At 62.3% G+C, this 18717-nt stretch carries 23 protein-coding genes; 18 read left to right on the top strand and 5 right to left on the bottom strand.

The features are described from left to right. Positions 1–82: 82 nt before the first annotated feature. Positions 83–676 (bottom strand): biotin transporter BioY, encoded by a 594-nt coding sequence (locus tag ACROHD_RS17675; protein ID WP_432679734.1) that lies wholly within the window; start codon positions 674–676, stop codon positions 83–85. A gap of 124 nt (positions 677–800) precedes the next feature. Between ACROHD_RS17675 and ACROHD_RS17670 the strand changes: the two genes are divergently transcribed. Continuing rightward, the gene (locus tag ACROHD_RS17670) at positions 801–1469 is read left to right on the top strand and encodes an SDR family NAD(P)-dependent oxidoreductase (protein WP_432679733.1); all 669 of its coding nucleotides are present in this window, start codon (positions 801–803) and stop codon (positions 1467–1469) included. Between the two features lie 36 nt (positions 1470–1505). Continuing rightward, a complete protein-coding gene (locus tag ACROHD_RS17665; protein WP_432679732.1) occupies positions 1506–2717 on the top strand; it encodes a multidrug effflux MFS transporter in 1212 nt (403 codons plus the stop codon). A gap of 21 nt (positions 2718–2738) precedes the next feature. Here ACROHD_RS17665 and ACROHD_RS17660 read toward each other — a convergent pair whose 3' ends face one another. From ACROHD_RS17660 to ACROHD_RS17650, 3 genes are all read right to left on the bottom strand, one after another. Then, on the bottom strand, positions 2739–3071 hold the full coding sequence (locus ACROHD_RS17660) for a GYD domain-containing protein (RefSeq protein WP_432679731.1): 333 nt from the start codon (positions 3069–3071) through the stop codon (positions 2739–2741). A 136-nt stretch (positions 3072–3207) separates the two neighbouring features. Then, complete coding sequence (locus tag ACROHD_RS17655) at positions 3208–3654, bottom strand: cell division protein ZapA (RefSeq protein WP_432679730.1); 447 nt, start codon at positions 3652–3654, stop codon at positions 3208–3210. Next, the gene (locus ACROHD_RS17650) at positions 3647–4423 is read right to left on the bottom strand and encodes a coiled-coil domain-containing protein (RefSeq protein ID WP_432679729.1); all 777 of its coding nucleotides are present in this window, start codon (positions 4421–4423) and stop codon (positions 3647–3649) included. Before ACROHD_RS17650 ends, ACROHD_RS17655 begins: the two co-directional genes overlap by 8 nt. Before the next feature lie 275 nt (positions 4424–4698). Here ACROHD_RS17650 and tkt point away from each other — a divergent pair, with 275 nt between their 5' ends. The 9 genes from tkt to ACROHD_RS17605 all read left to right on the top strand — a co-directional run bounded on the left by tkt (position 4699) and on the right by ACROHD_RS17605 (position 13366). Beyond that, a complete protein-coding gene (gene tkt, locus ACROHD_RS17645) occupies positions 4699–6714 on the top strand; it encodes a transketolase (protein WP_432679728.1) in 2016 nt (671 codons plus the stop codon). A gap of 488 nt (positions 6715–7202) precedes the next feature. Further along, the gene (gene gap, locus ACROHD_RS17640; protein WP_432679727.1) at positions 7203–8207 is read left to right on the top strand and encodes a type I glyceraldehyde-3-phosphate dehydrogenase; all 1005 of its coding nucleotides are present in this window, start codon (positions 7203–7205) and stop codon (positions 8205–8207) included. A 236-nt stretch (positions 8208–8443) separates the two neighbouring features. After that, complete coding sequence (locus tag ACROHD_RS17635) at positions 8444–8692, top strand: PepSY domain-containing protein (protein WP_432679726.1); 249 nt, start codon at positions 8444–8446, stop codon at positions 8690–8692. Between the two features lie 95 nt (positions 8693–8787). Continuing rightward, on the top strand, positions 8788–9333 hold the full coding sequence (locus tag ACROHD_RS17630; protein ID WP_432679725.1) for a cytochrome b/b6 domain-containing protein: 546 nt from the start codon (positions 8788–8790) through the stop codon (positions 9331–9333). Continuing rightward, complete coding sequence (locus ACROHD_RS17625; protein WP_432679724.1) at positions 9330–9845, top strand: helix-turn-helix transcriptional regulator; 516 nt, start codon at positions 9330–9332, stop codon at positions 9843–9845. Before ACROHD_RS17630 ends, ACROHD_RS17625 begins: the two co-directional genes overlap by 4 nt. 86 nt (positions 9846–9931) lie before the next feature. Continuing rightward, positions 9932–10585, top strand: a complete 654-nt coding sequence (locus tag ACROHD_RS17620) for an outer membrane protein (RefSeq protein WP_432679723.1) — start codon at positions 9932–9934, stop codon at positions 10583–10585. 82 nt (positions 10586–10667) lie between these two features. Beyond that, positions 10668–10811, top strand: a complete 144-nt coding sequence (locus ACROHD_RS17615) for a hypothetical protein (RefSeq protein ID WP_432679722.1) — start codon at positions 10668–10670, stop codon at positions 10809–10811. 124 nt (positions 10812–10935) lie between these two features. Further along, positions 10936–11937 carry a type I glyceraldehyde-3-phosphate dehydrogenase gene (gene gap, locus ACROHD_RS17610; RefSeq protein WP_432679721.1) on the top strand — a complete coding sequence of 334 codons (1002 nt, stop codon included), beginning with the start codon at positions 10936–10938 and terminating at the stop codon, positions 11935–11937. Between the two features lie 250 nt (positions 11938–12187). Further along, entirely contained in the window at positions 12188–13366 is a 1179-nt protein-coding gene (locus ACROHD_RS17605; RefSeq protein ID WP_432679720.1) for a phosphoglycerate kinase, read from the top strand. 97 nt (positions 13367–13463) lie between these two features. Here the strand turns inward: ACROHD_RS17605 and ACROHD_RS17600 are convergent, their stop codons facing one another. Then, entirely contained in the window at positions 13464–13880 is a 417-nt protein-coding gene (locus ACROHD_RS17600; RefSeq protein WP_432679753.1) for a VOC family protein, read from the bottom strand. A 231-nt stretch (positions 13881–14111) separates the two neighbouring features. Here ACROHD_RS17600 and ACROHD_RS17595 point away from each other — a divergent pair, with 231 nt between their 5' ends. The 7 genes from ACROHD_RS17595 to ACROHD_RS17565 all read left to right on the top strand — a co-directional run. Further along, the gene (locus ACROHD_RS17595; RefSeq protein ID WP_432679719.1) at positions 14112–14345 is read left to right on the top strand and encodes a hypothetical protein; all 234 of its coding nucleotides are present in this window, start codon (positions 14112–14114) and stop codon (positions 14343–14345) included. Positions 14346–14381: 36 nt separating this feature from the next. Next, on the top strand, positions 14382–15209 hold the full coding sequence (locus ACROHD_RS17590) for a hypothetical protein (RefSeq protein WP_432679718.1): 828 nt from the start codon (positions 14382–14384) through the stop codon (positions 15207–15209). After that, on the top strand, positions 15131–15736 hold the full coding sequence (locus ACROHD_RS17585; protein ID WP_432679717.1) for a hypothetical protein: 606 nt from the start codon (positions 15131–15133) through the stop codon (positions 15734–15736). Before ACROHD_RS17590 ends, ACROHD_RS17585 begins: the two co-directional genes overlap by 79 nt. A gap of 125 nt (positions 15737–15861) precedes the next feature. Further along, on the top strand, positions 15862–16755 hold the full coding sequence (locus ACROHD_RS17580; RefSeq protein WP_432679716.1) for a fructose bisphosphate aldolase: 894 nt from the start codon (positions 15862–15864) through the stop codon (positions 16753–16755). 231 nt (positions 16756–16986) lie between these two features. Continuing rightward, positions 16987–17241, top strand: coding sequence for an FtsB family cell division protein (locus ACROHD_RS17575; protein ID WP_432679715.1), 255 nt, complete (start codon positions 16987–16989; stop codon positions 17239–17241). A 140-nt stretch (positions 17242–17381) separates the two neighbouring features. Then, positions 17382–18383 carry a pyruvate dehydrogenase (acetyl-transferring) E1 component subunit alpha gene (pdhA, locus tag ACROHD_RS17570; RefSeq protein ID WP_432679714.1) on the top strand — a complete coding sequence of 334 codons (1002 nt, stop codon included), beginning with the start codon at positions 17382–17384 and terminating at the stop codon, positions 18381–18383. A 16-nt stretch (positions 18384–18399) separates the two neighbouring features. Then, positions 18400–18717: biotin/lipoyl-containing protein (locus ACROHD_RS17565; protein WP_432679713.1), on the top strand; the 318-nt coding region annotated here is incomplete at its 3' end.

Raw genomic sequence — 18717 nt, 5'->3', positions numbered from 1 at the left:
GTCGTCCTGCCCGGTGCCGCCCCTTGAACGAAAAACGCCGCCCCGAGGGGCGGCGCTTGCATTCTCGTCAGCCGGATGAGGCTCAGCGCGACAGCGCCTTCCAGCCCCCGGCGACCAGCAGGGCCGCGATCACGGCCTTGACGGCGTCACCCAGAAGGAAGGGGGCGACGAACCAGGTCCAGTAGAAGCTCGCGTCCTGCGCGACCCAACCGGCCTCGAACCCGAAGCCGCCAGCGATCAGGGCAGGCCATGCAAGGCCCGGCACGTAAAGAGCAGCCGAGATCAGCAGCGCCGACAGCGCCGTTCCGACCACACCGCGCGCCAGACCGCGTTCAGCCGCAAAACCGGCGGCCCAGGCCATGGCAACGAAGCCAAGCAGGAAGCCCGCGGTCGGCCCCGCGAAAGCCAGCCCGTTCATACCGTTTGCGAACACAGGCAGGCCCATGGCACCTTCGGCCAGGTAAGCCAGCAATGTCAGCGCCCCGAGACGCGATCCATATGCAAAGCCCACCATCAGAATGGCCAGGGTCTGCAAGGTCATCGGAACCGGCAGCATCGGAACAGAAATCTGGGCAGCAACTGCAATGAAGGCCGATCCGGCCAGTACCAGCATCGCCTTGCGGGCGGTGCTTCCAGTGCCGATCACGGCCTGGCTCAGGGTCATTTCGCGGCTCATGCGCGTCTCCTTTTGAAAGCAAGTTCCCCTTTGGCTCGTTTCTCTCTGCCCCCCGGTGCAAAGTCAAGCAGCTAGGGCCCGCGCCCTCTTGCCAAGCCTGCGAATTCCGGCCATCACGCAGGCCATGGAACAGAAACCTCTCGACGGCCGGATCGCTCTTGTCACCGGCGCTTCACGCGGCCTTGGCGCCGCCTGTGCAGAATGGCTCGCCGCGCGCGGGGCCCATGTTGTCGCCGTTGCACGTACCACCGGCGGTCTGGAAGAGCTTGACGACCGCATCCAGGCGGCGGGCGGCAGCGCCACCCTTGCGCCCATGGATATCACCACCGAGGCCGCGATGGCCCATCTGTGCCGTTCGATCCACGACCGGTGGGGCAAGGCCGATATCTGGGTTCATGCCGCGATCCATGCCACCGCGCTGATGCCGGCTGCGCAGATCCGTGAAAAAGACCTCGACGCCAATATCGCCACCAATATCCGCGCAACCGCCCGGCTGATCGCCATGGTTGAACCGCTCATTGAACCCTCTGACATCGCGACGGCGGTGTTTTTCGATGACGACGGCGAAGCCATGTATGGCGGGGCCTACGCCATGTCCAAGGCCGCACAGCGCGCACTCGTGACCCGCTGGAAGGCAGAAAGTGCCAAGCACGGGCCCCGCGTGGCGCTGCTTCAGCCCAATCCCATGCCGACCGCCGTGCGCGCCCGTTTTCATCCCGGCGAGAACCGGGACGCTCTCGTCAACCCGAGGGACGAGGCTGCGCGCCTTCTCTCCCCGCTGTTTCCTGCGTGACATGACCGGCGCGTCCCTATTCCCGAGGGGGTGCGCATGAACCTTCAGCCCCCCACCCAGACCCCGCCACGGTTCTGGACATTGGTGATGCTGACAGCGCTGGCACCGCTGACGCTCAACATGATTCTGCCATCACTGCCAGCCATCGCAGACGAGTTCGGGGTCAGCTATGCCACCGCCAACCTGGCGCTCGCAGGCTATCTGGGCCTGACCGCCTTCATCCAGATCATCGCGGGTCCTCTTTCTGACCGCTTCGGTCGCCGTCCCGTGGTTCTGGTGGCACTGGCGATCTTCGCTCTGGCATCCGGGCTATGCTACACGGCTACCAGCTTTCCCCTGTTCCTGACCGCGCGGCTGATGCAGGGGGCGATCATCTCCTGCTTTGCCATGACATTGGCCATCACCCGCGACACCCATGCCCGTGAGGAAGCCGCAGCGCGGATCGGATTGCTGGCCATGTCCATGGCGATTGCCCCGATGCTGGGGCCGATGGTGGGCGGCGCGGTGGAGGCAGCCTTCGGATGGCGGGCGATCTTCCTGGGCTATGGGCTGGCCGGTGTGGGCCTTTTTGTGTGGTGCTGGACAGATCTGGGGGAAACAGCATCCCGAGAAGGTGGCGGGTTCCGTGACATGGCCAAATCCTTCCGCAAGCTTCTGCGCCTGCCCAGGTTCTGGGGCTATGCCGTGACAATGATGTTTTCTACCGGCACATTTTTCATTTTCCTTGCAGGTGCGCCGCTGGTGGCCGGACAGGTCTTTGGACTGGGCCCGGCCATGGTCGGTGTTGCCGTGGGCTCTGTCACCCTTGGGTTCCTTATGGGCAGCTTCCTGTCCTCGCGCCTCTCGGTTCGCGCCGGAGTAACGCGCATGATGCTGGCAGGCCGTGTTGTCGCCACAACCGGGGTCGCCGTTGGACTTGGACTGACCTTCGCCCTTGGCCCGCACCTGCCAGTCGTTTTCGTGGCAACCCTGTTCGTCGGTGCTGGCAATGGGCTGACCATGCCCAACAGCCATGCAGGCGCGATGTCCGTCGCTCCTGAACTGGCAGGCAGCATCGCCGGAATCACCGGGGCACTGACCGTCGCCGCCGGAGGCGGTCTGAGTTGGTTGACGGGCGTTTTGATGACCCCGGCCCGAGCCACCGAGGTCTGGCTGGCCATTCTTCTGGGCGCTTGCCTGATCGGGCTCAGCGCCGCGACATGGCTCCGGCAGGATGAGAAAAAGACGGCCCCCGAAGGCGCCGCCTGATACCTCTTACGCTCTCGGGTCTCAGCTGCCAGGCGCGCGGTAGCTTCCGGCAATCGCCCCGGCTTTCTCGGCCACTTTCGCAAACTCACCGGAGCTCCACGCCCGCACGGTCTTCAGGTTCGTCACAGACCCGGAGGCGCCGGCAACCATGACACCAGCCAGGAAATCCTCTGCCGCATCCGCCTCGGCTACCAACATGAAGTCACTGTCACCGGTGGTGATGTAGTAGTGAAGCAGCTTGCCACCTGCTGCTTCGACGATGGTTGCGACGGCAGCGGTGCGATCCTCGGGCTTTGACATCAGCCCGCGAACGGCATCGAGCGTCTGGCGCCCTGTCAGAATGAACGTCGCCATAGAAATCCCCCCCTTTTTTGAAGGAGGAAATCATACCATGGATGATACTCTGACCCTAATCAGGGCCAGATTAGGTGCCAGAACGCGCTACGGCCCCCGCATGGGGGCCGTCACAAACTGTTCAGGGTTGCTTGGGTCAGTCGTCCTGCCCTGCTTCGCCTTCTTCCAGTTCAAGCGCCAAAGCCTCGGCGCGGGCTGCGATCTCGGCCAGGCTGTCGGACACATCGGCAGGGATCACCGGCACCGAGACCTGTTCGGGATCGGGTGGCGGCGCCGCTTCCAGCGCGGCAATGCGGCGGGCCCGTTCAGCCAGCCGTTCCTCGGCATCGGCCAGGGCCCGGTCGCGGGCGCGCAGAGTTTCTTCAGCGCGTTGCAGGTCTTCCTCCAGCCCGGCGGTCTTGTCCGCCAGCATCAGCCCCGCCATCAACAGCATCCGTTCAGATGGCATCCGGCCGATTTGGCCAAGCACAACGGCGGCCTCGGTGTCGAGCATCTGGGCTGCGGCGCGCAGGAACGGTTCTTCGCCTTCCTGACAGGCGACGGTGAAATCCCTGCTTCCGATCTGGATCACGATCTCAGGCATCTGCGGCACCTCCTTGCAGGACGGGTCGGATCTCAGACAGGATCGCCCTGGCCTCGGCGGCCTCGGCGGCGCGGTCAGCTTTCAAGCTTTCCAGTTCCGCCGCAAGGGCGCTGGTCACCAGATCGTCATCAACAGTTCCGTCCCCGGCCACGGCTTCTCGCAGTTCGTCAATCGTGTCGCGCAAGGCACGGTTGCTTTCGCGCAGTCGGGCAAGTTCGCCTGATGCAGAAGGCGCGCTGGCATCGGCAAGGGCCTGAAGCTGGTCGAGCTTGCCCTCAACCTCTTCCAGCCGTTCGCGCGCCTCGTTGTATTCGGCACGAGTGGTTTTGCGTTCCTCTCTGAGCCGCGCAATCCGGCGGCGCAGAACGCTTTCCACGTCGCGCTGGCGGGTCAGTTCTGCCTCAAGTTCTTCGCGGCTCTGGCCCTCTTCGGCTGTCGGCTCCGGAGAGGCGGCCAGTTGCTCCTGCAACGCCGCCAATTCACGGCTCGCCTGGTCAGCATCGGCCTGTCGCGCGGCTTCGACCGCACGAAGACGGTCATTCAGGTCGGCATTGGCATTTTGTTCCGATTGCAACGCAGCCTGGGTTTCTTCCAACGCCGCCGAGAGCGCCGCCAAGCGCTCCTCCAATTCGCTGGTATCCTCTGCCGCCTCCGCTGCAGGAGCCACCATAGCAGCCCGAGCGGCCACCCCGCGGGCGATCCTGTCCAGTGCCGATGTAATGCGGTGTTCAAGCGCCGCGATCTGTTCCAGATCCGTGGTCTCGTTCATCCTGTGCCACGCCTCTTGCTGTTTTACCACCCGGGCGCGTTGTCCGGGCTGTTCTTTTTACGCGCCGTTAGGAGCCCGGTCTGCCCACCTGCCCCTGTCTGACAGCGAATCGCATCCGGGCCGAATTTGCAACCGTTTCCGGTCCAAAATCCACGGCTTGGGCCGATTTTACGCGGATTTGGCGATCCTTCGCCACTGCCTATGCTTGCACTCTGCCCCCCCTCTGCTAAGACCGCGCGCGAGCCCGCTAACATGAAACATGAAGGACGCGCCCTTTGGACCTTTCTGCTCTAGCCGCCCGGAACCCCGATCACTGGCGCAAAGCCGCCTGCATCCGCGCGCTGACGCTCGATGCGGTTGCTGCTGCAAATTCCGGCCATTCCGGCATGCCCATGGGTATGGCCGATGTCGCCACCGTGCTGTTTGAAAAGCACCTCAAGTTCGATGCAAGCGCCCCGCGCTGGCCCGATCGCGACCGGTTCATCCTGTCGGCGGGACACGGGTCGATGCTGATCTATTCGCTGCTGCACCTGACCGGCTATGCCGACATGACGCTGGAGCAGGTAAAGAACTTCCGCCAATTGGGCGCGATTACCGCTGGCCACCCGGAATACGGCCATGTCGAGGGTGTGGAAACCACCACCGGCCCGCTCGGTCAGGGCATCTCCAACGCCGTGGGCTTTGCCATGGCCGAGGAAAACCTGCGCGCCCGGTGGGGCAAGAAGGTGATGGATCACTACACCTACTGCATCGCCGGCGACGGCTGCCTGATGGAAGGCGTCAGCCAGGAAGCCATTGGCCTTGCCGGTCGCCACGAGCTGTCCAAGCTGATCGTGTTCTGGGACAACAACGACATCACCATCGATGGCAAGGTGTCGCTATCGGATCGCACCGATCAGGTGGCGCGGTTCAAGGCATCGGGCTGGGACGTCTTTGAATGCGACGGTCACGATCCCGACGCCATCGACGCGGCGATCACCGAGGCCAAAGCCTCACCCCGCCCTGCCATGATCGCTTGCAAGACCCATATCGCCATCGGTCACGCCGCGCAGGATACCTCCAAGGGCCACGGTGCGCTGACCGATGCAGGCCAGCTTCAGGCCGCGAAAGAGGCATATGGCTGGGAATACGGCCCCTTCGAGATTCCCGCCGATCTGAAAGCCGCTTGGGAAGCCATCGGCGCCCGCGGAGCCGCAGAACGCGCCGAATGGGAAACCCGCGTCGCCATGCTGTCGAACCAGAAGCAGGCAGAATTCGCCCGCTCGTTCGCTGGCGACATGCCCAAGAAGCTGTCGGCCACGATCAAGGCGCTGAAAAAGCAGGTGTCCGAGACCCAGCCCAAGGTGGCCACCCGCAAGGCCAGCGAAATGGCGCTTGAGGTGATCAACCCGATTGTCGGTGAAACCATCGGCGGCTCTGCTGACCTGACCGGGTCAAACAACACCAAGACCGGGGATCTGGGCGTGTTCGACGTCGAGAACCGCGCCGGGCGGTATGTCTATTACGGCATCCGCGAACACGGCATGGCGGCGGCCATGAACGGGATGGCGCTGCATGGCGGCGTGCGCCCCTATGGCGGCACCTTCTTTACCTTCACCGACTATGCCCGCCCCGCGATGCGTCTGGCGGCACTGATGGGGATCTCGGTTCAGTTCGTGATGACCCATGACAGCATCGGCGTGGGCGAAGACGGCCCGACCCACCAGCCGGTGGAACATCTGGCGATGCTGCGCGCGACGCCGAACATGCTGGTCTTCCGCCCCGCCGACGCGGTGGAAACCGCCGAAGCCTGGGAAGTGGCGCTGAACCAGAAATCGTCGCCGTCGACACTGACGCTGAGCCGCCAGAACCTTCCGACGGTGCGCACCGAGCACAAAAACAGCAACCTCGTCGAAAAAGGCGCATATGTGCTGGCCGATGCCGATGGCAAGCGGCAGGCGATCATCATGGCGACCGGATCGGAAGTCTCCATTGCCATGGAGGCGCGTGATATCCTTCAGGCCGAAGGCATCGGCACCCGCGTTGTGTCCATGCCCTGCATGGAGCTTTTCGCTGCGCAGGACGACGCCTATCGCAAGCGGGTTCTGCCCGGCGGTGCGGTGCGCGTTGCGGTGGAAGCCGCCGTGCGTCAGGGCTGGGACCAGTGGCTGCTTGGTGAACGGGGCCGCGAGGCCAAGGCCGGCTTCGTCGGTATGGACAGCTTCGGCGCGTCCGCCCCTGCGGATCAGCTCTATGCCCAGTTCGGCATCACCGCAGAAGCCGTGGCCGCGAAGGTGAAATCGCTGCTCTGAGGAATCGGGACCCCGGGGGTATGACCACCCGGGTTTCTGCGTCTGGCGCCGTTCCGATCCTGGTCGGGACGGCGTTTCATATTCAGGGTCCGCTGTGCTGACCGGAACGGACCTTCGAAGGGCCGTTTTCAATGCTCTTCGAAGAGCATTCCACCGCAGAGCGGCACAGTTGAGGCTCTAAACCTTTCTGAAAACATCTACTGAGGTGGTCTGAGCCGGCCCGCGGCCCTTCGAAGGGCCGAAACAATGCGCTTCGAAGCGCATTCCTCCGTCTGCCCAAGGGATTCGGTCGCGGTTCTTCCCGACAGTGCGGGGATTGCCCTGTCCACCTGCCGCCTGCTGCATGTCACGATGTGCGCTTGTGCGAAATGTCATGCGCTAACAGTGACTTTTATCGCTAACATCCTGCAAATAATCGGGTTTTCGGGTTCTCAGGCCAGTTGCTAACACCTATACACCGGCGCAAGCAGACCCAAGGAGCACGCGCCATGACTGTCACCATCGGCATCAACGGATTTGGCCGCATCGGCCGTTGCACGCTGGCCCATATCGCCGAAAGCGCCCGCAACGACGTGCAGGTCGTCAAGATCAACGCCACCGGCCCGATCGAGACCTCGGCCCACCTGTTGCGCTATGACAGCGTCCATGGCCGTTTCGCAGGCACCGTCACCACCGACGGCGATACCATGGATCTGGGCCGCGGCCCGATGAAGGTCTTCTCGACCTACGACCCCAAGGAACTGGATTGGTCCGGCTGCGACGTGGTTCTGGAATGCACCGGCAAGTTCAATGACGGGTCCAAGGCCAATGTCCACATGGAACAGGGCGCCAAGTCTGTCCTGATCTCGGCCCCTGCCAAAAACGTCCAGCGCACCGTGGTCTATGGCGTGAACCACCGCGATCTGGTCGATGGCGAAACCATGGTTTCCAACGGCTCCTGCACCACCAATTGCCTGGCCCCCCTGGCCAAGGTGCTGAACGATGCGATCGGCATCGAAAGCGGCCTTATGACCACGATCCACAGCTACACAGGCGACCAACCGACACTGGACCGCCGACATAGCGACCTCTACCGCGCCCGCGCTGCGGCCATGGCGATGATCCCGACCTCGACCGGAGCCGCAAAGGCACTTGGCGAGGTGCTGCCGGAACTGGCGGGTAAGCTCGACGGCACCGCAATGCGCGTCCCCACGCCGAACGTGTCCGCAGTGGATCTCACCTTTGTCGCCGGCAAGGACGTGACCGTGAATGACGTGAACGAAATCGTGCGCGAGGCCGCCGCTGGCTACATGGGCATGGTGATGGGCTACGATCCGGAACCGAAGGTCTCGATCGACTTCAACCACACCACCCAGTCTTCGATCTTCGCCCCCGACCAGACCAAGGTGTCCGGCAAGCGCCTGGTTCGCGTGTTGGCGTGGTATGACAATGAATGGGGCTTCTCGGCGCGCATGGCCGATGTCGCCGCCCATATGGGCCGGATGCTGAACTGATCAGCCGCGCAGCACAGGTTTCAGAACGCCCGCCGTCACAGCGGGCGTTTTTCTTTGCAGATCAGCCCCCAGAGCGCATGAACCCCGGTTCATCGGGCTAAACCTTTGTCCCAATTCGCAGCGCATGAACCCGGGATGATAGCCATCGCCGCGCCTGGCCCCTTTCTGTTGGTCACGGCCCCGCCAAACGGGGTCACCCAAGACCCAAGACCAAACCTTCTGAAAGGATACATCTGATGAAACGTTCTGCAATTGCCCTTGCCCTTCTGCTGCCCGCAACCGCCGTCTTCGCCTCTGGCGACGCTGCGGTCAGCGCGGATGTGGAGGCCCAGATTACCGCGCTTCTGACCGCCGAGGGCTACGAGGTCCGCTCGATCGAGATGGAAGACGGCCAATACGAGGCCTACGCTATGCGCGATGGGGCGCGTTTCGAGATCTATCTCGATGACAGCCTGACCATCGTGCGGGTTGCCGAAGACGACTGATCCCCTTCTCTCTCGGTAAGAAGGGCGCGGGGGCCATGCATGTCCCTGCCCGGCCCCCGCCTTTCCAACCCGGCATTCCGAAAGGAGCTCAGCCCGTGTCTGTGACCCGTCACAAAGTCTGGGATCCGCTGGTGCGTATCTTCCATTGGTCGCTGGTGATTGCCTTCGCGGCCAACGCGCTGTTTACCGATCCCGAAAGCAACCTGCACGAATGGATCGGCTATGTCGTCGTGGCCCTGATTGCTATCCGCATCTTGTGGGGCGTGGTCGGCACCCGCTATGCCCGCTTCACCAGTTTCCCGCCCTCGGCCTCGGGCGCTTTGGGGCAGCTGTCGGATATCGCCACGGGGAGAAAACGGGCGCATCTCGGCCACACGCCGCTTGGCGCGATGATGATCTATAACCTGCTTCTGACAATGCTGGCCATCGGGGTGAGCGGATACATGATGACCACCAATGCCTATTGGGGTGTTGACTGGGTCGAGGAGCTGCACGAGATCTTCGTGACATGGGCCGAGATCTCTATCGTCCTGCATATTGGCGCGGTGATCTGGGAAAGCCTGCGCACTGGCGTCAATCTGCCCCGCGCGATGGTTTCGGGTGTGAAAACCGTACCGGAAGGGATAAAGATCGAGCCATGAAGCGCCCCTATTCGGAAAAACCGGCGATCGTGATCGCCCTCATCGCCGCGCAAAGCCTTTGCGCGGCCTTCTTTCTTTGGGATGTGGTCGTCGATGCCCGGCGCAATGCCGCCATGGGGCCGATCGAGCAATTGTTGGTTCTGGAAACTGCCGCCACCCTGGCGCTGATTGCCGGAATCGCCTTTGAGATCCGAGTGCTGATGCGGCTTTTGCAGCGCAAAGCCCATCTTGAACGGCAGGTTAGCCTTGCGGCCCGTGCGTTTCACGAGATCATCGAACAGCGCTTCACGGACTGGTCGCTGACCACCGCCGAACGCGACGTGGCGCATTTTACCGTCAAGGGGCTGTCGATCACCGAGATCGCCGGGATGCGCGGCTCTGCGGAAGGCACGGTCAAATCACAGCTTAATGCAATCTACCGCAAGGCTGGGGTGGGCAATCGGGGTGAGCTGATGAGTCTGCTGATCGAGGACATCATGGATCAGGACAGCATTGGCGCAGCAAGCGCCTGACCCTTGTCGAATTCCGCTAGCTATAATCCGTGCAATGGCCTCTATTGACCTCGGGGAACGAAGACTCAATCTTCGCGGGGGAGCAGATGATTACGAAAATCGCGGGGAAATTGCGTCTGGCGCTTGCCGGGCTATGCATAGTTTGCGCCGCACCAATGGCCGCGGCGGATGAGCGGCCTCTTCCCTTTGACTTTTCCGGTGCCTATGCCGGGTTTTCCCGGACAGACGGGTTGGGTGACTCTACCTGGAGCGATCAGACACTTCCGCTCAATACCGGCGGGTTTGATCTGTCGGGCAATGGTGGAGGGGCTATCCTGGGCTACAACTGGCGTACGGGGCGCAGCTATTTCGGGGTGGCACTGGATTTTACCGTGAACCCGCTGACCGGTACCGGCACTGCCAGTTGCACGGCCGGATGTGAAACATCGCTCCAAAACTATGTCGCGCTGCGCGCGCAACTTGGGCATCGCATGGGGGACGGGCATCTTTACGGTTTTGCCGGGCTGGCGATCGGCCGGGTCGATCTGATGCCCATCGGTCTGCCCACGCAGGAACGCGACAGTCGCGGTTGGCTGGCCGGAATCGGCTATGAACACCCTTGGGACAATGGATGGGCCTTCCGGGTCGAGCTGCAATACATGGATTTCGAGGACACGCGCTACACCCTGTCCGGGCCGGTACATGGCGTGTCGGACAACCGGGTCGGTATGCTGCGCATCGGCCTGACAAGGTATTTCTGACGCAGGGGGGCACTGGCGGGGTTTCACAGCCGGTGCTGCTTGCATAAACTATGCATGATTTTCAGACAGGATATGGGTCAGCATGACCAACACAATTGCGCTTTGGCTGGCCGTCTTGATCGTGGCGATCTTTGCTGCCGATTTTCTTGTTTTTGACTGGGATCTGCATATCATCCTTGGACGTCAATTACTGCGACTTCTAGACACGGTGGCGTTCTGGCGTTGATCCCGAGAAAGGCTTGAAATCCGGCTTCCCTTTCGCAGGCGGATCGTCTACATAACGCACATGTTAGCGTTAACATGGCCTGATGGGCAGAGCTCCGGGCCAGACCCAAGCGAAAGGAATTGCCATGACCGTCAAAGTTGCCATCAACGGGTTTGGCCGCATCGGACGCAATGTTCTGCGCGCGCTCATCGAAAATGGCCGCACCGACCTGGAGGTCGTTGCCATCAATGATCTGGGCCCGGTCGCAACCAATGCGCATCTGCTGCAATACGACTCTGTCCACGGGCGCTTCCCGTCCGAGGTTTCGCATGGCGAGGACTGGATCGACGCAGGCCGCGGCAAGATCGCCGTGACAGCCATCCGCAACCCCTCTGAGCTGCCCTGGGGGGACGTTGATATCGTGCTGGAATGCACCGGCATCTTCACCGGCGACAAGGCCAAGGTTCATCTGGAAAACGGGGCGTCGCGCGTTCTGGTGTCCGCCCCCTCATCCGGTGCTGACAAGACCATTGTCTACGGGGTCAACCATGGCACGCTGACCAGCGAAGACCTGCATGTCTCGAACGCCTCATGCACCACCAACTGCCTGGCCCCGGTGGCCAAGGTCCTGCAGGACGGGATCGGGATCAGCCGCGGTTTCATGACCACGATCCACAGCTACACCGGCGACCAGCCGACGCTGGACACCATGCATTCGGACCTCTACCGCGCCCGCGCCGCGGCGATGAGCATGATCCCCACCTCGACCGGCGCTGCCCGGGCCGTGGGTCTGGTGCTGCCGGAACTGGCAGGCAAGCTCGATGGCGTGGCCGTTCGTGTGCCGACGCCGAATGTCTCCGTTGTGGACCTGACGTTTGAAGCGGTCCGCGATACCACGGTCGAAGAAATCAACGATCTTGTGCGCGCTGCCGCCGCAGAAGGCCCGCTGAAGGGAATTCTGGGCGTGACCGACAAGCCGCTCGTGTCGATGGATTTCAACCACGACCCCCACAGCTCGACCTTTGCGACCGGCCAGACAAAGGTTCTGGAAGGCCGCATGTGCCGGGTGCTGAGCTGGTATGACAATGAATGGGGCTTTTCCAACCGGATGCTCGACACCGCAGTGGAGATGGGCAAGCATCTGTAAAGCTGTTTCGCCGCCTCTGGCGTCGATCCGGGAGCGCCCCTCCTCGGGCCCCTTTGGGGCCGTCGTCGGGCCGCGTTGCCACGGAAACTGGCAAGGACGGTGCGCCGGTCGCAAGGGCGGCTCTGGTTGCTAACGCGGGATGCCTCCGGCGGGAGTATTTGGGCCAAGAAGTAGGGGCAGCGGCATGATGGCGGCTGCCCTTCTGCGTTCAGGATGCTAAGAGCGGCGTAATATTATTCAGGAGGAATCCATGGGCTGGAAAACACTCGACGACATGGAGCTTGCGGGCAAGATCGTTCTGACCCGCGTCGATATCAACGTGCCGGTCGAGGATGGCCGGGTGACGGACGCCACGCGGATCGAGCGGATCGTGCCGACCGTGAAGGATATTCTCGCCCATGGTGGTACACCGGTGCTGCTGGCCCATTTCGGGCGCCCCAAAGGGCAGCCGGTGCCGGAGATGAGCTTGCGGATCACCCTGCCCACGCTGGAAGAGAAGCTGGGGCAGGCGGTGACCTTCGTGGAAAAACCCTCTCGCGAGGCACTGGCCGCGATGCCCGCTGGCACCGTGGTGTTGGTGGAAAACACCCGCTTCACGCCGATGGAGGAAAAGAACGATCCGATGATGGCCGATTTCCTGGCCTCGCTTGGTGACATCTTCTGCAATGACGCCTTCTCTGCCGCGCACCGGGCACATGCCTCGACCGAGGGGGTGGCGCGCCGCTTGCCCTCTTGTGCCGGGCGTCTGATGCAGGCGGAACTGTCAGCGCTGGAGGCGGCCCTTGGCACCCCGGCCCGACCGGTGGCCGCCGTTGTGGGGGGGGCGAAAGTATCCACCAAGCTCGACCTTCTGGGCAACCTTGTCGCCAAGGTGGATCACCTTGTGATCGGCGGCGGCATGGCCAATACCTTCCTTGCGGCGCAAGGCATCCAAGTGGGCAAATCGCTGGCTGAGCATGAGATGGCCGACACTGCGCGGGCCATCCTTGCGAAGGCCGAGGCCGCAGGCTGCGCCGTGCACCTGCCGGTGGACATTGTTGTCGCCCGCGAATTTGCCGCCAATGCCGCTAATGAAACGCTGCCCGCCGATCAATGCCCCGATGACGCAATGATCCTTGATGCCGGGCCCGCCACGGTTGCGGCGCTGAAGGACGTCTTTGCCCAGTGCAAGACGCTGATCTGGAACGGCCCGCTTGGCGCGTTCGAGATCGAGCCCTTCGATGCCGCCACCAATGCTGCCGCGGCTGAGGCCGCCCGGCTGACTGCTGAAGGCAAGCTGATCAGCGTGGCAGGCGGAGGCGACACGGTCGCGGCGCTGAACAAGGCTGGCGCGGCGGACCGGTTCACCTATATCTCGACCGCAGGCGGCGCATTCCTGGAATGGATGGAAGGCAAAACCTTGCCCGGAGTCGCTGCACTGGAAGGCTGAACGACCGATAGACGGCAGGCAAAACGGCCCTGCCGATCCCCATTTGGACGGATCGGCAGGATCAAGACAGGCGACGGCAGAGTGCAGTCTTGTCGCGCTACCCGTCTCGCCCCGGCTCATCTGGGTTGCTGGAAAAGAGTGCGATCTTGTTGCCTTGAGGGTCGCGTAGATAGCCCACATAGAAGTGCGGCCCGTAGGTTTGGCGAAATCCCGGCTGGCCCTCGTCTGATCCGCCGGCGGACAGCGCGGCCTCGTGAAGGTCGCGAACCTCTTTCTGCGTATGTGCTTCGAACGCCACCATGGACCCGTTGCCAGCCGATGCGGGGCGGCCATCGAAGGTGGGCTTGACGTAGAAATCCGGCAAGATGGCCCGCTGACCGGGCGCGACCGGCAGGGCAAAGCTCAGCCCCTCTGGACCCTCTGACAATTGGTACCCCAAGGCAGGCAGGAACGCGGAATAAAAGCGTTTTGCGCGTCGCAGATCATCTGCACCGACGGTGACATAGGCAATCATCTGTCTTGGGTCTTTCCTGACATCCGGCCGCTGGAAAAGAACGGCTGTCATTTTGGTACGCCATCTGCGAAGGGCGCTCAATAACCGCGACTGCGACCGCCTGCTTCGGTCCCGTTGGCGGGGTTTCGACGGAATGGGGTGCGCAAGATCAAACCGGTTGCCAGACATGGGGCGGATGGGGTTTCCTGACCGCATCTGCCCTTTTTCATTCCCGACCATGGAGACATTGCCATGACACGCCTTTCCCTTCTATCCGCCAGCGCCCTTGTCCCCCTTCTGGCCTTTCCCGCCCGCGCGGAACCCGTCACGCTGATGGATCTGCTGACGCTCGATCGTTTGGCCAATATGGGCGCTCAGATCGCCGTCAACGCGTTGCGCGGCGTGGCCGAGGTGACCTATGCACATATGGATATTCGCCCGCTCGATGGCCGTGTGATCCTGACCGGGCTGGAAATGACGCCATAATCCGAGCCTGCCTGCACGATTTTCCTGGACCGCGCCGTGATCACCACTGCGCCGCTCGACCAGATTGCCTACGGCGCGCTTGATATCGATATTCTGGGATTTGAACTGGACGATGGCTGTCTGAGTGCGCGTGAACGCGAAGACCTGGCAGAGATCGGCATCACTGAGCTGGTGCTGGACCGGGGGCAGATGCGCCTGGAATACGACTATGCCAGCTCCGGGCTTACGCTGGACATTCTGGCGGACACTGCCGGAATGGCAGAACTGCGCGCGCATGTTGACTTCAGCTACTTCGCTGTGAATTTCGAGACCGAAGAACCGGTCGCAGACCTCGCCTATGCAGAGATAGAAGTGACCGATCAGGGCTATTGGCCGGTGATCGCAGCGGAAATCCCTCCGATGATGCTGGTGCCGGATGTGATCGTCGCCGCGCTGGTTGACGAATTGCTGCCCCGCTATGTCGATCCGGCCCAGGCCCCTGCCCCGGCGCCCGAGGCCCCATCGGACGGCAAGGGCGATGAGGAGGGCCAGTCTCCTGCCCCCGCTGTGCAGAACAGCCCCGAGAGGACGAGGCCGCCTATGCCTTTATCGAGGCCAGCGCCGCAACCTTCGCCCGGTTTGCCGCCAATCCCGGCAGCTTGCGGCTGGAGTTTGCGCCCGAAGCGCCCGTGCGGCTGGATGAAGATCTGTTCGAGGATTTCGGGCCTTTCGTCGCCGCGCTGTCGCCCATGCTGTTCACCGATGCGGACCGGCCCGACAGCCGGATCAGCGCTGCCGATGCCGCAATGCTGCAAGATTGGATGGCGGGCGGCGCGGTTGAGCTTGGGGACGCGGATCTGTTGCGCTATGCCACGGCCTTCCTGACCGGGATTGGCGCACCACGCGATGCAGAGATGGCGATGGCGCTGCTGACGCCGCTGCTGGAAACCGGCAATCCGCAGGCGCTGGCCATGGCATTGGATGGGCTGGACGATCTGGACCCGGCCTTTGCCTATCAGATCGCCCGCAATGCGGCTGCGCAGGGCGACCGGATGGCCTTTGCCCATCTGGACCGGCTCGAGGCAGAGCTGCCGCTTCTCGACCTGTTGGAACTGCAGGAGGAAGACGGGGGCGATCTGATGCTTTCGGGGGATGAAACCGGGCGGGAGCTGCGTGGCCGCGCGCAGGATGCGCTGTCCGGTCTGGGTGCCGCAAGACGCTATTCGGACGCCTATTTCTACGCCCTCTTGGCACTTGCCTCTGGCGATTCCGGGGCCGCCCTGATCGTCGATGAACTGGAAGCAATGGGCAGCAGAATGTCCGCAGAGGACGCACTTCTCTGGGCCAACACGCTTGCCGAAATCCACGATCAGGCAAACGCCGTCTGGTTTGCTACAGAAAGCAGCGAATAGCCCGGAACCGGCGGACTTAAGCGCCCTGTTAGCGTAACCAGAATTGAAGCCGGGCGGAGCCTGTCCTATCACCGGGCACGAAAGCGCCCGGCTTACCGGTCGTGTCAGATTGCCGAGGATTGATCATGCCGAACCAGGACCAAACCAACCTTATCCGTAACGGACAGGGCTTTATTGCTGCTCTTGACCAGTCCGGCGGGTCCACGCCCAAGGCGCTGCGGCTTTATGGGGTAAGCGAAGATGCCTACAGCTCCGACGCTGAGATGTTCGATCTGGTCCACGGAATGCGCACCCGGATCGTGCAATCGCCCGCGTTTAACGGTGAACGGGTCGTTGGCGCGATCTTGTTCGAGATGACAATGGACCGGCAGATCGGCGGCAAACCCTCGGCCCAGTATCTATGGGAAGATTGCGGTGTGGTGCCCTTCCTCAAGGTCGACAAGGGTCTCGAGGCTGAGGAAAACGGCTGTCAGGTAATGAAGCCGATGCCCGATCTTGACACGCTGCTGGACCGCGCCGTTGCCAATGGCGTCTATGGAACCAAAATGCGGTCTGTTATTTCGGCGGCGAACCCGGCGGGGATCAAGGCCGTCGTGGAACAGCAATTCGAGGTGGGCAAGCAGATCCTCGCCAAGGGGCTGGTGCCGATCATCGAGCCCGAAGTCACCATCACCATCGCTGACAAAGCCGAGGCCGAAGAGATGCTGCGCGACGTGATCCTCGCGCATCTCGATGCTCTGGCAGACGATCAGATTGTGATGCTGAAGCTGACCCTGCCAGAGGTTGATAACCTCTATAGGCCGCTGGTCGATCACCCGCGCGTTTTGAAGGTCGTGGCGCTGTCGGGCGGCTATAACCGCGAGGAAGCCAATGACCGCCTGTCACGCCAGACGGGCATGATCGCCAGCTTCAGCCGCGCCCTGACCGAAGGGCTGTCGGCCGAGCAGACCGACGAACAGTTCAATGCGGTTCTGGATGCATCCATTCAGTCTATCCGGGACGCCTCGGTCGCAGGGTAACAAAGACGATCCGAACCCTTGAAGGCCCCGGCGATCTGCACGGGGCCTTTTTCGTTCGGGCCGACTACCGCTTTTCTGCCGAGCCCCATGGTCAAATCGAATCAGGGGATTCCCTTTTGCCCCGCGATGTGCGATTCTTCCCTGCAACCGCACGCATAATGACGGGCGGAGCCAGAGGCACGGCAGAGTTTGATGCAGAAACGACGCTCATTTTCGGGGCTTATCTTGCCCATGGGGCTCCTTTTGGTCGGGGCCTATTTTACCTTTGCCGCTGTGCAGGGGGATTACGGGCTGTTCCGGCGCATTCAGATTGAAGCGGAACGCGATGTCTATCGCGCCGAGCTTGATGGCCTGCGCGCGGAAACCGCGGAAATGGTTCTGCTGACACGTCGTTTGTCGGACGAGTATCTCGATCTCGACTTGCTGGACCAACAGGCGCGCCAGCGGCTTGGGTATATGCGGCCAGACGAGATCGTGCTGCCCTAAGCCCTCCCATGACCACCATGCATAGCAGGGTTTCCCATGCAAACTGACGCGGGGAAAATCTATGCGTGATTTTTCCAACCGCCTCTGCTAAAAGATAGTTCAACGTTAAACTATTCTGTTGACCGAGAGGAGGGGCTGGCATGGCCGCGCGCAAAAGCACAGCAAAATCTGCCGCAAAACCAAACGTTTCGCCTGAAGAGCTGCTGGAATATTACCGCGAGATGCTGCTGATCCGCAGATTCGAGGAAAAGGCCGGCCAGCTATATGGCATGGGCCTGATCGGCGGGTTCTGCCACCTGTATATCGGCCAGGAAGCCGTTGTCGTAGGGTTGGAGGCCGCCGCCAAGGAAGGCGACAAGCGCATCACCTCCTACCGCGATCACGGACATATGCTGGCGTGCGGCATGGACCCCAAGGGTGTGATGGCCGAGCTTACGGGCCGCGAAGGCGGATATTCCAAGGGCAAGGGCGGCTCTATGCACATGTTCTCGAAAGAGAAGCATTTCTACGGCGGCCACGGCATCGTTGGCGCACAGGTGCCGCTTGGTGCGGGCCTTGCCTTCTCGGACAAGTACCGGGGCAACGACAACGTTACCTTCACCTATTTCGGCGATGGTGCCGCCAACCAGGGTCAGATCTACGAGACCTTCAACATGGCCGCCCTGTGGAAGCTGCCGGTGATTTTCGTCATTGAAAACAACCAGTACGCCATGGGCACCGCACAGAACCGGTCGACCTCTACCGCCGATATCTACACCCGTGGCGCGCCGTTTGGCATCCCCGGCGAAACGGTCGACGGCATGGATGTTCTGGCCGTGAAGGCTGCTGGCGAAAAGGCCGTGGCCCACTGCCGCGCCGGAAACGGCCCCTACATCCTGGAAGTCAAAACCTACCGCTATCGCGGCCACTCCATGTCGGACCCGGCGAAATACCGGACCCGCGAGGAGGTGCAGAAGATGCGCGAGGAACGCGACGCCATCGAACATGTGCGCCAGCTGCTGCTGACCGGTGGCCATGCCTCGGAAGAGGATCTCAAGTCCATCGACAAGGAGATCAAGGCCGTGGTGAACGAAAGCGCCGAATTTGCAAAAGAGAGCCCCGAGCCCGCGCTAGAGGAACTCTGGACAGACATTTACGCCTGAGGGGGGACCAAGACCAATGGCAACTGAAATTCTCATGCCCGCCCTGTCGCCGACCATGGAGGAAGGCACGCTGGCCAAATGGCTGGTCAAGGAAGGCGATACCATCGAATCCGGCATGATCATCGCCGAAATCGAAACCGACAAGGCCACGATGGAATTCGAGGCCGTGGATGAGGGCACAATGGGCCCGATCCTTGTGGCCGAAGGCACCGAAGGCGTGAAAGTGAACACGCCCATTGCGGTGCTGCTGGAAGAGGGTGAAGACGCCTCTGCCGCACCGGCGCCCGCTGCTGCCGCCGCGCCTGAGGCCGCTCCCGCAGTCGAGGCCCCTGCC

Origin of the sequence: Nioella aestuarii, from assembly GCF_050896395.1 — a bacterium.
Lineage (GTDB): Bacteria > Pseudomonadota > Alphaproteobacteria > Rhodobacterales > Rhodobacteraceae > Nioella > Nioella aestuarii.
This window is presented reverse-complemented; position numbering and strand designations above follow the sequence as displayed.

Excerpts from the sequence above, each read along its gene's own strand:
- ACROHD_RS17675 (WP_432679734.1), bottom strand. The coding sequence starts at position 676 with ATGAGCCGCGAAATGACCCTGAGCCAGGCCGTGATCGGCACTGGAAGC.
- ACROHD_RS17670 (WP_432679733.1), top strand. The coding sequence starts at position 801 with ATGGAACAGAAACCTCTCGACGGCCGGATCGCTCTTGTCACCGGCGCT.
- ACROHD_RS17665 (WP_432679732.1), top strand. The coding sequence starts at position 1,506 with ATGAACCTTCAGCCCCCCACCCAGACCCCGCCACGGTTCTGGACATTG.
- ACROHD_RS17660 (WP_432679731.1), bottom strand. The coding sequence starts at position 3,071 with ATGGCGACGTTCATTCTGACAGGGCGCCAGACGCTCGATGCCGTTCGC.
- ACROHD_RS17655 (WP_432679730.1), bottom strand. The coding sequence starts at position 3,654 with ATGCCTGAGATCGTGATCCAGATCGGAAGCAGGGATTTCACCGTCGCC.
- ACROHD_RS17650 (WP_432679729.1), bottom strand. The coding sequence starts at position 4,423 with ATGAACGAGACCACGGATCTGGAACAGATCGCGGCGCTTGAACACCGC.
- gap (WP_432679727.1), top strand. The coding sequence starts at position 7,203 with ATGACTGTCACCATCGGCATCAACGGATTTGGCCGCATCGGCCGTTGC.
- ACROHD_RS17635 (WP_432679726.1), top strand. The coding sequence starts at position 8,444 with ATGAAACGTTCTGCAATTGCCCTTGCCCTTCTGCTGCCCGCAACCGCC.
- ACROHD_RS17625 (WP_432679724.1), top strand. The coding sequence starts at position 9,330 with ATGAAGCGCCCCTATTCGGAAAAACCGGCGATCGTGATCGCCCTCATC.
- ACROHD_RS17620 (WP_432679723.1), top strand. The coding sequence starts at position 9,932 with ATGATTACGAAAATCGCGGGGAAATTGCGTCTGGCGCTTGCCGGGCTA.
- ACROHD_RS17615 (WP_432679722.1), top strand. The coding sequence starts at position 10,668 with ATGACCAACACAATTGCGCTTTGGCTGGCCGTCTTGATCGTGGCGATC.
- gap (WP_432679721.1), top strand. The coding sequence starts at position 10,936 with ATGACCGTCAAAGTTGCCATCAACGGGTTTGGCCGCATCGGACGCAAT.
- ACROHD_RS17605 (WP_432679720.1), top strand. The coding sequence starts at position 12,188 with ATGGGCTGGAAAACACTCGACGACATGGAGCTTGCGGGCAAGATCGTT.
- ACROHD_RS17600 (WP_432679753.1), bottom strand. The coding sequence starts at position 13,880 with ATGATTGCCTATGTCACCGTCGGTGCAGATGATCTGCGACGCGCAAAA.
- ACROHD_RS17595 (WP_432679719.1), top strand. The coding sequence starts at position 14,112 with ATGACACGCCTTTCCCTTCTATCCGCCAGCGCCCTTGTCCCCCTTCTG.
- ACROHD_RS17585 (WP_432679717.1), top strand. The coding sequence starts at position 15,131 with ATGCTGCAAGATTGGATGGCGGGCGGCGCGGTTGAGCTTGGGGACGCG.
- ACROHD_RS17580 (WP_432679716.1), top strand. The coding sequence starts at position 15,862 with ATGCCGAACCAGGACCAAACCAACCTTATCCGTAACGGACAGGGCTTT.
- ACROHD_RS17575 (WP_432679715.1), top strand. The coding sequence starts at position 16,987 with ATGGGGCTCCTTTTGGTCGGGGCCTATTTTACCTTTGCCGCTGTGCAG.
- pdhA (WP_432679714.1), top strand. The coding sequence starts at position 17,382 with ATGGCCGCGCGCAAAAGCACAGCAAAATCTGCCGCAAAACCAAACGTT.